This is a genomic window from Pantoea sp. GD03673, assembly GCF_029844725.1.
GTDB lineage: Bacteria > Pseudomonadota > Gammaproteobacteria > Enterobacterales > Enterobacteriaceae > Pantoea.
Genome location: NZ_JAOCKJ010000004.1, coordinates 250,377 through 262,224, shown reverse-complemented (window position 1 = coordinate 262,224; position 11,848 = coordinate 250,377). Strand labels below are relative to the sequence as shown.

Below are 11,848 nucleotides of genomic sequence, written 5' to 3'. Positions count from 1 at the left end.
CAGGCGCGCTACGGCTGCTTAACTAAGGGGGCCAGTTCTTTCGCCATTAATCCGGCGATAAACGGCTGAGCATCAGGATTAGGATGAATGCCATCCTGCTGCATCCACTCGGGTTTCAGGTAAACCTGCTCCATGAAAAAGGGCACCAGCGGTATGTCATGCTGCTGGGCGAGTCCGGGATAGATGCCGCTGAACGCCTCCGTGTAGCGGCGGCCATAGTTAGCTGGCAGGCGGATCTGCATCAGCAGTGGCTTCGCATTGGCGGCTTTAACATCGTTGATGACTTTACTCAGATTCTGCGCGATAGCGTCGGGCGGGAAACCGCGCAGGCCATCATTACCGCCCAGTTCGATTAACACCCATTGGGGCTGATGCTGTTTTAATAGTGCAGGCAGGCGCGCCAGCCCCTGTGCGGCTGTATCGCCGCTGATGCTGGCGTTGACGATTTTAGGTTTCTGCTGCCATTGCTTATTAAGCAGGCTGGGCCAGGCTTCGGTGGCCGACATGCGATAGCCCGCACTCAGGCTGTCGCCCAGCACCATCAGGGTATCTGCAGCAGCAAGACGCGACACCATCAGAAGAATCAATAACAGGAAGGGATAATGCCAGCGGAAAACATTGTTGAAGTTCATCATCTTACTAAGTCCGTCGGTCAGGGAGAGCATCAGTTAACCATCCTTACCGGAGTTGAGTTGGTTGTCAAACCAGCCGAGACCATTGCGTTAATTGGCGAGTCCGGTTCCGGTAAGTCAACCCTGCTGGGCATTCTGGCCGGGCTGGACGATGGCAGCAGCGGTGAAGTTCATCTGCTGGGCCAGCCACTGCACCAGATGAACGAAGAGCAGCGTGCGGCCCTGCGTGCCCGTCAGGTCGGCTTTGTCTTTCAGTCATTCATGCTGGTGCCGACCCTGAATGCGCAGGAGAACGTGCAACTGCCGTCACTGTTGCGCGGCGACAGCGACCGCCAGAGCCGCGAACAGGCACGTGAACTGCTGACGCTGCTTGGCTTGGGTGAACGTCTGCATCATCTGCCGGCCCAGCTGTCGGGTGGTGAGCAGCAGCGGGTCGCGCTGGCCCGCGCCTTCAGTGGCCGTCCGGGTCTGCTGTTTGCCGATGAGCCCACCGGAAACCTCGATCGTAAAACCGGCGATCGCATCGCCGATCTGCTGTTTTCCCTTAACCGCGACTTCGCCACCACGCTGATTCTGGTGACGCATGACGAGCAACTGGCGGCACGCTGTGACCGTCGTCTGCGGCTGCGCGACGGTAAATTGTGGGAGGAGCAATGATCTGGCGCTGGTTCTGGCGCGAGTGGCGCTCGCCCTCGCTGTTGATTGTCTGGCTGGCTCTGACGCTGGCGGTGGCCTGCGTGCTGGCGCTGGGGTCGATCAGCGATCGCATGGAAAAAGGGCTGAATCAGCAGAGCCGTGACTTTATGGCCGGTGACCGCACGCTGCGTAGCAGTGGTGCTGCACCAGAAGCCTGGATAGAAAAGGCGAAGGAAACCGGCCTGACGGTCAGTCGTCAGCTGACCTTTATGACCATGACCTTTGCCGATCAGTCACCTCAGCTCGCCGCCGTTAAAGCGGTGGATGACCGCTACCCGATGTTTGGCACGCTGCAGACGCAGCCGCCGGGGCTGAGACCCCAGGCAGGCACCGCGCTGGCGGCACCGCGCCTGATGGCACTGCTGAATCTGAACGTTGGCGACATGCTGGAAGTGGGTGATACCCGGTTGCGCATCAGCGGTGAAGTGATCCAGGAGCCGGACGGCGGCTTCAACCCGTTTGAAATGGCGCCACGTCTGCTGATTAATCTGGCGGATGCCGCCAGAACCGGTGCGATTCAGCCTGGCAGCCGCATCACCTGGCGCTATAAATTCTCTGGTGATCCCGCGCAGCTGGCCAGCTATGACCGCTGGATTCAGCCCCAGCTGAAGGCAGACCAGCGCTGGATCAGCGTGGAGAACTCGGAAGATGCGCTGGGACGTTCGATGCAGCGCGCACAGCAGTTTTTGCTGCTCTCAGCCTTGCTGACGCTGATGCTGGCAATTGCCGCTGTGGCCGTCGCCATGAGCCACTATTGCCGCAGCCGCTACGATCTGGTGGCGGTCCTGAAAACGCTGGGCGCGACGCAGGGCGCGTTGCAGCGGTTGATCATCGGTCAGTGGCTGGCGGTACTGCTGCTGGCGGCGATTGCTGGTGGGCTGGTCGGGCAGGGCGTTGAAGCGATCCTGATGGCGATGCTGAAACCGGTTCTCCCTGCCAGCTTACCGGCGGCGAGTCTCTGGCCCTGGATCTGGGCGGTGGGATCACTGTTTGTGATTTCGCTGCTGGTGGGGCTGCGTCCCTATCGTCTGCTGCTGGCGACGCAGCCGCTGCGGGTACTGCGGCGTGATGCGGTGGCCAATCTCTGGCCGCTGAAGTTTTACATTCCGGTGATGAGCGCGGTTGTCGTGACGCTGTTAGCGCTGCTGGTCGGTGGCAGTAAAATGCTCTGGGCGTTACTGGCGGGCGTGGTGGTGCTGGCAGGATTGCTGGCGTTACTCGGCTGGGGAACCCTGCTGCTGCTGCGTCGGATGGTGGTGCGGAATCTGGCGTTACGGCTGGCGATCAACCGGCTGCTGCGCCAGCCCGGCATGACGCTGAGCCAGCTCGCCGCGTTTTCGCTGTCGTTTATGCTGCTGGCGTTGCTGCTGGTCATGCGTGGCGATCTGCTGGATCGCTGGCAGCAGCAGTTACCGGCAGACAGCCCGAACTTCTTCCTGCTGAACATGACGGCGGATCAGGTGCCGCAGGTGCGTGATTTCCTGCAAACGCACCAGATCAAACCTGAAACCTTTTATCCGATTGCGCGGGTGCGGCTGAGCGAACTCAACGGTAAACCGGCCGATCCGAAACAGGATAATGCCCTGAACCGCGAGCTTAACCTGACGGCACTGGCCGATCGCCCGGATCATAATCCGCTGGTGGCAGGCAGCTGGCCGCCAGGGGCAGGGGAAGTGTCGATGGAAGTGGAACTGGCGGATCGGCTGGGACTGAAGCTCGGCGATACCCTGACGTTCGATGGCGATACGCAGACTTTCAGCGCCCGCATCACCAGCCTGCGTAAAGTGGACTGGGAAAGCCTGAAGCCAAACTTCTTCTTCATCTTCCCGCCGGGAGCGCTCGACAGCCAGCCGCAGACCTGGCTCACCAGCTTCCGCATGCAGGCTGATCCTGCTCTGCTGGCCCAGCTGAACCGCGCTTTTCCGGCACTGAGTCTGCTGGATATTGGCAGCATCATGCGGCAGATCGGGCAGGTGCTGACGCAGGTCAGTCAGGCGCTGGAAATCATGGTGGTGCTGGTCACTGCCTGCGGCGTGTTGCTGCTGCTGGCGCAGATTCAGGTCGGGATGCGGCAGCGTCGGCAGGAGCTGGTGGTCTATCGCACGCTGGGTGCCGGTAAACGACTGCTGCGCACGACGCTGTGGTGCGAATTTGCCCTGCTCGGCGTGGTTTCTGGCGTGGCGGCGGCAGTGGGGGCTGAAGCGGCGCTGTGGGGATTACAGACCAGGATTTTCGACTTCCCGTGGCAGCCTGACTGGACGCTATGGCTGGCGCTGCCGTTGTGTGGTGCGCTGCTGTTATCGCTGTGCGGCGGCTGGCTGGGAATACGATTACTGAAAGGGAAGGCACTGTTCAGGAAGTTTGATGCGGCGTGAGTGTTAACCGGGTTTCGCTCTCATCCAGCTGTAAAAACATTATCCGCTCGCCCTCCAGAACGCACCCGGAACCAGCAAGCGGGTAACGAAAAGTAAAGCGTCACGCGCCAGGGATGGCGCGTGACGAGCTTAAGGAATGCCGTTTTGCGATCGTTTCCCGTTACCGCTCTCTGCCTTTGACTTAGCCACTGCTCAATCGTTCTGAGCGGCCTGATAAAGCCATCAGAGGGGGATTAGAGTGTTTCAACCGCCCAGGCGATGCCGCTGGCGTACTCTTCCGGTAGCTGAGGTACCAGCGCATTCAGCGCTGCCTTAAGCCGCGCTGTGTCGCTGTCGGTCAGATTCAGATGGCCGACTTTACGCCCCTGACGCACCTCTTTGTCATACCAGTGCAGATGCACCAGCGGCTGCTGCAGCCAGTCAGGGTTCACCGCCGTACCGATCAGATTGACCATCACCGAGGGCGCAAATACCACCGGCTGCGGCAATGCCAGGCCAAGAACGGCACGCAGATGCAGTTCAAACTGGCTGATGGATGCACCGTTCTGCGTCCAGTGACCACTGTTGTGCACACGCGGGGCCAGTTCATTGATCAGTAAGCCAGCTGGCGTCACAAAGCACTCCATCGCCATCACGCCCGTGTAATTCAGCGCCTGCATGATAGCACTCAGCATCGCTTCGGCCTGCTGCTGCTGAGCCTGATCCGCCTGCGGCAGCGCGACGCTGGTTCGCAGAATGCCGTCCTGATGCAGGTTATGCGTCAGCGGGTAGAACACGACGGTGCCATCGTGACCGCGTGCGCCCACCAGTGACACTTCCCCGGAAAAGTTGATGCCCTGCTCAACGATACATTCGCCGTAGCACGCATCCGGCAGTTGGTGAGTTTCATCAGCACGCAGACGCCACTGACCCCGCCCGTCGTACCCGCCGGTGCGGCTTTTCACAATTGCCAGCTCGCCCAGGGCATCAAACACCACTGGCCATTCACTTTTGTCCGCCAGCAACTGCCAGGGCGCGGTGGCCAGTCCCAGTTCATCCAGCAGCTGTTTCTGCGTCAGGCGATCGGCCAGACGCGGAAAAATTTCACGGTTAACGAAGGCCGAATGGCTCGCCAGCTCCCGCGTCAGCGCGGTTTCCGGCCAGCGTTCAATCTCGGCTGTGATCACGCTGTCGGCGATCGGCAGTGCGGCAGGATCGGCATCCAGTCCCACCGGATAAACGGCAATACCCAGCGGCTCGCCCGCCTGACGCAGCATACGGCCTAACTGGCCGTTGCCCAGTACGCAAACCGGCTTCATGCGTCCACCCGCGGATCGGGATGGTTCAGCACCTCATCAGTCTGGCTCTGACGCCAGATATTCAGGCGTGAAGCCAGCGCGCTGTCGTGCAGCGCCAGGATCTGCGCCGCCAGCAGTGCGGCATTGGCGGCACCTGCTTTGCCAATCGCCAGCGTACCGACCGGAATACCGCGCGGCATCTGCACAATTGAATAAAGGCTATCCACGCCGCTCAGCGCCGCGCTCTGCACCGGCACACCCAGCACCGGTACCAGGGTTTTAGCCGCCAGCATACCCGGCAGATGTGCTGCGCCACCTGCGCCAGCAATAATCACCTGGAAACCGTTGTCCGCTGCCGTTTCGGCGAAGCTGAACAGTTTATCCGGGGTGCGGTGCGCCGAGACCACTTCAACATGAAAAGGGACGTCCAGGCTGGTGAGGATTTCAGCGGCGAACTGCATGGTGGCCCAGTCACTTCTGGAACCCATAACGAGGGCGATGCGGGCCGGGGCGTTGGATGACATGCGGTCAACTCCTGTGAATGAACAAACAGACCTGGCCGGGCGGACAGGTTTTGAAGGGCACCGAGAATAGCATGACCAGCACGGAAGGAAAACGGTTGCGTCGGACTGATGCCGTGGATTTAACCGACGATCAGAAGTCGAAATCGATGAGCTGAATACCGCTGGCGTCGAGCTGGATCATGGAACCACGGCTGTGCCAGGCACCCAGCACCGCACGCTGTGCTGTTTCGCCCTGCAGGTTCAGCGTATGGATCGCCGGACGGTGGGTGTGGCCGTGTATCAGCAAAGGCACCTGCTGGCGCTGCATGGTGGCGATGACCGCATCCTGATTCACATCCATGATGGTCTGTGACTTGTGCTGGTTGGCCTGTTTGCTGTCGGCGCGCATCCGGGCGGCAATGCGTTTACGTAGCCGTAACGGCAGCGTCAGGAAGAGCCGCTGAATCCAGGGCGTGTGCACTTTAGCCCGAAAGCGCAGATACCCCGCGTCATCCGTACAGAGCGTATCGCCGTGCATGATCAGCAGTCGATGGCCGTACAGCGTCAGTACCTGCTCTTCCGGCAGCAGCGTCATGCCGCTGGCGTGCGCAAAGCGTCGGCCAATCAGGAAGTCACGATTGCCATGAATGAAGCTGACAGGAACCGGAAGGGCGCGCAGGGCGCAGGCAACCTGCTGATGCAGGGGATTCGGGTCGTCGTCACCAATCCAGGCTTCAAACAGATCGCCAAGAATATAGAGCGCGTCGCAGTGGGGCGCTTCGCGCTGTAAAAAATGCAGAAAACCGGCAGTAATTGCCGGTTCTTCCTGACACAGATGAAGATCTGCGATAAACAGCGTGCGGGACATTACTCGCTGACGGTCACTTTCTGGATAACAACGTCATCTTTTGGCACATCCTGGTGCATGCCACTGCGGCCGGTAGAGACGGCTTTGATCTTCTCGACCACGTCCATACCTTCAACGACTTCAGCGAATACGCAGTAGCCCCAGCCCTGAACGCTTTCGTCACGGAAGTTCAGGAAGTCGTTATCTGCCACGTTGATGAAAAACTGTGCGGTCGCAGAGTGCGGCGCAGACGTACGTGCCATTGCCAGCGTACCTTTGGTGTTTTTCAGACCGTTGCTGGCTTCGTTCTTGATTTCATCTTTGGTTGCTTTCTGCTTCATGCCCGGCTCGAAGCCGCCGCCCTGAATCATAAAGCCGTTGATTACACGGTGGAAAATGGTGTTGTCGTAAAAACCTTCACGGCAGTAATCCAGGAAGTTCTGTACGGTTGCTGGCGCTTTATCATCGAAAGTTTTGATTACGATATCGCCATGGTTCGTCTGGAAAGTTACCATTTTTGTTGTCCTGTAAAGGTTGTGATCAGTTGCCGGGATCGCGCTGTTGACTGGCGTACCCCTTTTAGTCGACCGTTCTTATATCATAATTTCCAATGACGCGTCAGCAGCACGGCGCAGTTGGCTTGCTTTGCGTCGCGCGAGCGATAAAAATACGGCACAATGTCTGGATACTTAAAAGTGTCAACCACACGCGAAAACGGAACCGTTCAATGCTTAAGATTTATAACACCCTGAGTCGACAGAAAGAGGAATTCAAACCCATTCATGCCGGTAAAATCGGGATGTATGTTTGCGGCATCACGGTGTATGACCTCTGTCACATTGGTCATGGGCGGACGTTCGTCGCGTTTGACGTGGTGGCGCGCTACCTGCGCTACCTCGGTTATCAGCTTAATTATGTACGCAACATCACCGACATTGATGACAAAATCATCAAACGCGCCAACGAAAACGGCGAGAGCATTGAAACCCTGACCAACCGCATGATCGGCGAGATGCACAATGACTTCGCCGCGCTGGGGATCCTGCCGCCCGATGAGGAGCCGCGCGCCACGCGTCACATCGCGGAGATCATTGAGCTGGTGGAGAAGCTGATCGCCCGCAATCACGCCTATGTGGCGGACAATGGCGACGTGATGTTTGATGTCCTCAGCGACACCGATTACGGCGCGCTGTCGCGTCAGGACCTGGAGCAGTTGCAGGCAGGGGCACGGGTTGAAGTGGCGGACGTGAAACGTAATCCAATGGACTTTGTGCTGTGGAAAATGTCCAAGGCGGATGAACCTGCCTGGCCATCACCGTGGGGCAACGGCCGTCCAGGCTGGCACATTGAGTGCTCGGCGATGAACTGCAAACAGCTGGGCACCCATTTCGATATTCACGGTGGCGGTTCAGACCTGATGTTCCCGCACCATGAAAACGAAATCGCCCAGTCGAGCTGCGCCCATGACGGTCCTTATGTTAACTACTGGATGCACTCCGGCATGGTGATGGTTGACCGCGAGAAGATGTCCAAATCGCTCGGTAACTTCTTCACGGTGCGTGACGTGCTGCAGCATTATGATGCGGAGACGGTGCGTTACTTCCTGATGTCCGGTCACTATCGCAGCCAGCTTAACTACGGCGAAGATAACCTGAACCAGGCGCGTGCGGCGCTGGAGCGCCTCTACACCGCGCTGCGTCACACCGACAGCAGCGTTAAAGCCGACGGCGGCGAAGCGTTTGAAGCGCGTTTCCGTAGCGCGATGGATGATGATTTCAACACCCCGGAAGCCTATTCAGTGCTGTTCGACATGGCGCGTGAAGTGAACCGCCTGAAAAGCGAGGACGGCGCGTCAGCGCACGGTCTGGCGTCGAAGCTGCGCGAGATGGCCAACGTGCTGGGCATCCTGCAGCAGGATCCTGAGCTGTTCCTGCAAAGCGGCGCGCAGGTGAATGATGAAGAGGTTGCCGAAATTGAGCATTGGGTGAAAGCCCGTGCCGATGCGCGTGCCGCCAAAGCCTGGGCGGAAGCGGATATCGCACGCGACAAGCTTAACGCACTCGGCGTTATCGTCGAGGACGGGCCGCAGGGCTCCAGCTGGCGTCGAAAATAAACCGGAGAGGGCGAGCAATCGCCCTTTTTTATTATGGCGATTGAACAGATTCAGATCCGTGGCTTCCGCTCAATACGAAACCTGACGTTGTCCCTGCAGCAGCTGAATGTGGTGAGTGGTCCCAACGGCTGCGGTAAATCTAACCTCTATAAAGCAGTGCGGTTATTGCACGAGGCGGCCAGCGGTCGTCTCGCGCTGGCACTGGCTGAAGAAGGTGGCATTCAGAAAGCGATGTGGGCAGGTGGCTTACGCCGGGGCGATCGCCGACACGATCCTAAGCGGCTGACGCTGGCGGTGGTGATGGATGACATGGATTACCAGCTGGAAATCGGTTTTCCGGAGCCGCTGTCGACCAGTCTGTTCAATCTCGATCCCCTGGTGAAGCAGGAGCGGCTCTGGCTCAGCGGTCAGCGTCGTCGTCCTTCTGCCTGCATCATGCAGCGCGAAAACCAGACCGCCTTTCTGCACAACGTTGAGGGCGATCGCATTGCCTACCCGGCCGTGCTGCATCCTGAAGAGTCGCTGTTTGGTCAGTTTGGCGAGCCGCATCTCTATCCGGAGCTTTCTCAGCTGCGCGAACGGCTGAAGCAGTGGCGCTTTTATCATGAATTTGCCGTGTGGCCTGGCTCACCGATACGTGCGCCGCAGATTGGTGTGCGTGCGCCGGTGCTGAGCCATGATGGCAGCAATCTGGCGGCGGCCTGGGCGACCATCGTGGAGCGCGGTCATTCAGAGTTGTTATCAGAGGTGATGGCGCAGGCGTTTCCCGACAGCCAGTTTACTGTTGAGGTGCAGAACGGCCGCTTTCAGATGCTGATGTCCCGCCGCGGCATTCTGCGCCCGCTGGAGAGTGCGGAGTTTTCGGATGGCACGCTGCGATTTCTCTGTCTGGTGGTAGCGCTGCTCAGCCCGCGTCCACCCGCCTTTATGGCACTGAACGAGCCGGAAAACAGCCTGCATGACGATTTGTTGCCTGCACTGGCACGCTTGATTGCCGAAGCCAGCGAGTTCAGTCAGCTCTGGATCACCAGCCATTCCCCCCGTCTTGCAACGCTGATTGCGCAGCATACGGCGGTGAATCATATTGCACTGGAACAGCAGGAAGGGGAGACGCGGGTAGAGGGGGAAGAGGGGGCGTAACAGCGTCCCCGCAGGGACGCCCGGAAGTTACTCGACCACCGTAATACGAAAACCGGCAAATTCCACGGTCTGACCGGCAACGATTTTGCAGCGTTTGCGTGTCTCTACCGCGCCATCGACCTTCACTTCTCCCTCGGCAATCACGACTTTTGCCTGTGCGCCGCTCTGAACCCAGCCTTCCAGCTTCAGCAGGTCACACAGATCGACATGCGGGAATTTTCCCAGTGAAAAACTTGCCATTTAAACGTCCTCTTTATCGTGAAACTCTTCACACGCCTGCAGCGTGTTTTGAATCAGGGTGGCGACTGTCATTGGTCCGACACCGCCCGGCACCGGGGTGATCCAGGAGGCGCGTTCTGATGCGCTCTCAAAATCCACATCGCCCACCACTTTGCCGCTTTCCAGCCGGTTAATGCCGACGTCGATCACGATGGCACCCGGTTTGATCCAGTCACCCGGAATAAAGCCCGGTTTACCCACCGCAACGACCAGCAGATCGGCATGCTCAACGTGGTGGCGCAGATCTTTGGTAAAGCGATGAGTAACAGTCGTGGTGCAGCCCGCGAGCAGCAGCTCCATGCTCATCGGACGACCGACGATGTTAGACGCCCCGACCACCACGGCGTTCAGGCCATAGGTGTCAATGTTGTAGCGCTCCAGCAGCGTCACGATACCGCGCGGTGTGCACGGACGCAGAGTTGGCGCACGCTGACACAGGCGACCGACGTTATACGGGTGGAAGCCATCGACATCTTTATCAGGCGTGATGCGCTCAAGCACTTTCACATTATCGATGCCATCTGGCAGCGGCAGCTGTACCAGGATGCCATCAATGTCATTGTCCTGATTGAGCTTATCAATCAGCTCCAGCAGCTCAGCTTCGCCGGTCGTGGCGGGCAGATCGTAAGAGCGGGAGTGGAAACCAACCTCTTCACAGGCACGGCGTTTGCTGGCCACATAGATCTGCGATGCCGGGTTTTCACCTACCAGAACAACAGCCAGACCCGGCGCACGTTTTCCGGCGGCCAGACGCTGCTTCACTTTTTCCGCAACCTCAACGCGCACCTGCTGCGCAATCGTTTTACCGTCAATAATTTTTGCTGCCATCAGAGAGGAAATCCACTGTGTTATGTTGAATCGGGGAAGGGGGGTATTTTGTCAGAAGCGCGGCGCGCTGTCAGGTTTTGAATTGCTGACATTGTCTTATTCTTCATCAACCACGCCCGGCGGCGGGTCAAAAGCGTTGACTCAATCGGGTCTGCCCGTATAATCCGTGCCATCTCCATGCGCCCTTAGCTCAGTTGGATAGAGCACCGGCCTTCTAAGCCGTAGGTCACAGGTTCGAATCCTGTAGGGCGTACCAAATTCTCTTCTCCTGAAGTCCATAAATCCCCAGGCAGCAAGCACTTTCCTGTTAATCTCTTTATCCTGGCGTCTACTAACATATATTGAAATCTATATCTATGTGGGGGTGAATTTGGGGGTAGATCCCCGTTCAATGAAATGAGATACCCCCAAATTTAAACTAAATGCCCGTACAGTGGATACGTCAAAAGCCAGATAGAGCCTACAAGCTCTCTGACGGTGGCGATTCACTTGTTGCTGATAAGGCTGCATACCCCGAGCCAAAACTGCTCGTACACCGACAGCGCCCGGTCATCAGTCTTAATGACCCACAACACCATGTCCAACTCCGGTAGTGTACGCCGGTACAAGGTGCGCTATTCATGGTCTCGCTGTCCGTTTTCTCCCACGCCCGGCAAATCGACAATCAGCAGGTTTTGACGACCACTGCGCAGCCGGAAGCGCAGCACGTCACGAGTACAGGCGTTCATATCACTGACGGGAGAAACTTCTCCCCGGAAGCGGCCGTTGCAGAGGCTGTTTTTACCGCCCCCACTTTTGCCCATAATGCCGATCTCTGGCTCGTAGTGTGTGAGTCTGCGAAGACGTTCAGAATGTGGTTGCGGAAGGAGTGTGGAAGAGAAGCCAGTGGCTTCTCAATTGCTTGGAGGCATTCAGATTTTTTCATATAGAGATCTCAGCTTGAAAACAAAAATTCCCTCAATCCGGTAAGGAAGCGAGAGGATCCGCATAGAAAATATCTTTCTGAAATCATATTAAATATCAGGAAGTCACATAGCGTCACTAATAACGATTTCTTTTTTGGGAAAATATCCGTAGCCAGACACAGCAGCAAGAAGCACTTAATAAGTTACTTGAATTTACATTTTGTAACATTTGTCTGGGTTACTTCCGCTTTTC

The 11,848-nt window shown here is 57.8% G+C and carries 11 protein-coding genes, 1 tRNA gene and 1 pseudogene; 5 read left to right on the top strand and 8 right to left on the bottom strand.

Annotated features, from left to right (window positions below):
- Positions 1–8: 8 nt before the first annotated feature.
- On the bottom strand, positions 9–635 hold the full coding sequence (gene tesA, locus N5J69_RS09445) for a multifunctional acyl-CoA thioesterase I/protease I/lysophospholipase L1 (protein WP_279769811.1): 627 nt from the start codon (positions 633–635) through the stop codon (positions 9–11).
- Here tesA and ybbA point away from each other — a divergent pair.
- Positions 603–1,289: a putative ABC transporter ATP-binding protein YbbA gene (gene ybbA / locus N5J69_RS09440; RefSeq protein WP_010259059.1), complete on the top strand. Its 687-nt coding sequence runs from the start codon at positions 603–605 to the stop codon at positions 1,287–1,289. The genes tesA and ybbA overlap by 33 nt on opposite strands.
- Entirely contained in the window at positions 1,286–3,703 is a 2,418-nt protein-coding gene (gene ybbP, locus N5J69_RS09435) for a putative ABC transporter permease subunit YbbP (RefSeq protein WP_279769809.1), read from the top strand. Before ybbA ends, ybbP begins: the two co-directional genes overlap by 4 nt.
- 233 nt (positions 3,704–3,936) lie before the next feature.
- Here the strand turns inward: ybbP and purK are convergent, their stop codons facing one another.
- The 4 genes from purK to ppiB form a co-directional block, all read right to left on the bottom strand.
- A complete protein-coding gene (purK, locus tag N5J69_RS09430; RefSeq protein ID WP_279769808.1) occupies positions 3,937–5,001 on the bottom strand; it encodes a 5-(carboxyamino)imidazole ribonucleotide synthase in 1,065 nt (354 codons plus the stop codon).
- A complete protein-coding gene (gene purE / locus N5J69_RS09425) occupies positions 4,998–5,504 on the bottom strand; it encodes a 5-(carboxyamino)imidazole ribonucleotide mutase (RefSeq protein WP_279769806.1) in 507 nt (168 codons plus the stop codon). The genes purK and purE overlap by 4 nt, the downstream gene beginning before the upstream one ends.
- Before the next feature lie 130 nt (positions 5,505–5,634).
- Positions 5,635–6,351 (bottom strand): UDP-2,3-diacylglucosamine diphosphatase, encoded by a 717-nt coding sequence (gene lpxH / locus N5J69_RS09420; RefSeq protein ID WP_279769804.1) that lies wholly within the window; start codon positions 6,349–6,351, stop codon positions 5,635–5,637.
- Positions 6,351–6,845, bottom strand: a complete 495-nt coding sequence (ppiB, locus tag N5J69_RS09415; protein ID WP_279769803.1) for a peptidylprolyl isomerase B — start codon at positions 6,843–6,845, stop codon at positions 6,351–6,353. The genes lpxH and ppiB overlap by 1 nt, the downstream gene beginning before the upstream one ends.
- Before the next feature lie 212 nt (positions 6,846–7,057).
- Between ppiB and cysS the strand changes: the two genes are divergently transcribed.
- Together cysS and N5J69_RS09405 are read left to right on the top strand one after the other, a co-directional pair.
- Positions 7,058–8,443, top strand: coding sequence for a cysteine--tRNA ligase (gene cysS / locus N5J69_RS09410; protein ID WP_279769802.1), 1,386 nt, complete (start codon positions 7,058–7,060; stop codon positions 8,441–8,443).
- 33 nt (positions 8,444–8,476) lie between these two features.
- Positions 8,477–9,583 carry an AAA family ATPase gene (locus tag N5J69_RS09405; RefSeq protein WP_279769801.1) on the top strand — a complete coding sequence of 369 codons (1,107 nt, stop codon included), beginning with the start codon at positions 8,477–8,479 and terminating at the stop codon, positions 9,581–9,583.
- Positions 9,584–9,610: 27 nt separating this feature from the next.
- On the opposite strand, the gene ybcJ is transcribed toward N5J69_RS09405, so the two are convergent.
- Both ybcJ and folD read right to left on the bottom strand, forming a co-directional pair.
- Entirely contained in the window at positions 9,611–9,823 is a 213-nt protein-coding gene (gene ybcJ / locus N5J69_RS09400; protein ID WP_279769800.1) for a ribosome-associated protein YbcJ, read from the bottom strand.
- Positions 9,824–10,690 (bottom strand): bifunctional methylenetetrahydrofolate dehydrogenase/methenyltetrahydrofolate cyclohydrolase FolD, encoded by an 867-nt coding sequence (gene folD / locus N5J69_RS09395; RefSeq protein WP_279769798.1) that lies wholly within the window; start codon positions 10,688–10,690, stop codon positions 9,824–9,826.
- 179 nt (positions 10,691–10,869) lie between these two features.
- On the opposite strand from folD, the gene N5J69_RS09390 reads away from it, so the two are divergent.
- Positions 10,870–10,946: transfer RNA gene (locus tag N5J69_RS09390), tRNA-Arg, on the top strand.
- A 230-nt stretch (positions 10,947–11,176) separates the two neighbouring features.
- Here the strand turns inward: N5J69_RS09390 and N5J69_RS09385 are convergent.
- Positions 11,177–11,615, bottom strand: a pseudogene (locus N5J69_RS09385) (YfjP family GTPase); the annotation flags it as partial.
- Positions 11,616–11,848: the final 233 nt, after the last annotated feature.

Excerpts from the sequence above, each read along its gene's own strand:
- ybbA (WP_010259059.1), top strand. The coding sequence starts at position 603 with ATGCCAGCGGAAAACATTGTTGAAGTTCATCATCTTACTAAGTCCGTC.
- tesA (WP_279769811.1), bottom strand. The coding sequence starts at position 635 with ATGATGAACTTCAACAATGTTTTCCGCTGGCATTATCCCTTCCTGTTA.
- ybbP (WP_279769809.1), top strand. The coding sequence starts at position 1,286 with ATGATCTGGCGCTGGTTCTGGCGCGAGTGGCGCTCGCCCTCGCTGTTG.
- purK (WP_279769808.1), bottom strand. The coding sequence starts at position 5,001 with ATGAAGCCGGTTTGCGTACTGGGCAACGGCCAGTTAGGCCGTATGCTG.
- purE (WP_279769806.1), bottom strand. The coding sequence starts at position 5,504 with ATGTCATCCAACGCCCCGGCCCGCATCGCCCTCGTTATGGGTTCCAGA.
- lpxH (WP_279769804.1), bottom strand. The coding sequence starts at position 6,351 with ATGTCCCGCACGCTGTTTATCGCAGATCTTCATCTGTGTCAGGAAGAA.
- ppiB (WP_279769803.1), bottom strand. The coding sequence starts at position 6,845 with ATGGTAACTTTCCAGACGAACCATGGCGATATCGTAATCAAAACTTTC.
- cysS (WP_279769802.1), top strand. The coding sequence starts at position 7,058 with ATGCTTAAGATTTATAACACCCTGAGTCGACAGAAAGAGGAATTCAAA.
- N5J69_RS09405 (WP_279769801.1), top strand. The coding sequence starts at position 8,477 with ATGGCGATTGAACAGATTCAGATCCGTGGCTTCCGCTCAATACGAAAC.
- ybcJ (WP_279769800.1), bottom strand. The coding sequence starts at position 9,823 with ATGGCAAGTTTTTCACTGGGAAAATTCCCGCATGTCGATCTGTGTGAC.
- folD (WP_279769798.1), bottom strand. The coding sequence starts at position 10,690 with ATGGCAGCAAAAATTATTGACGGTAAAACGATTGCGCAGCAGGTGCGC.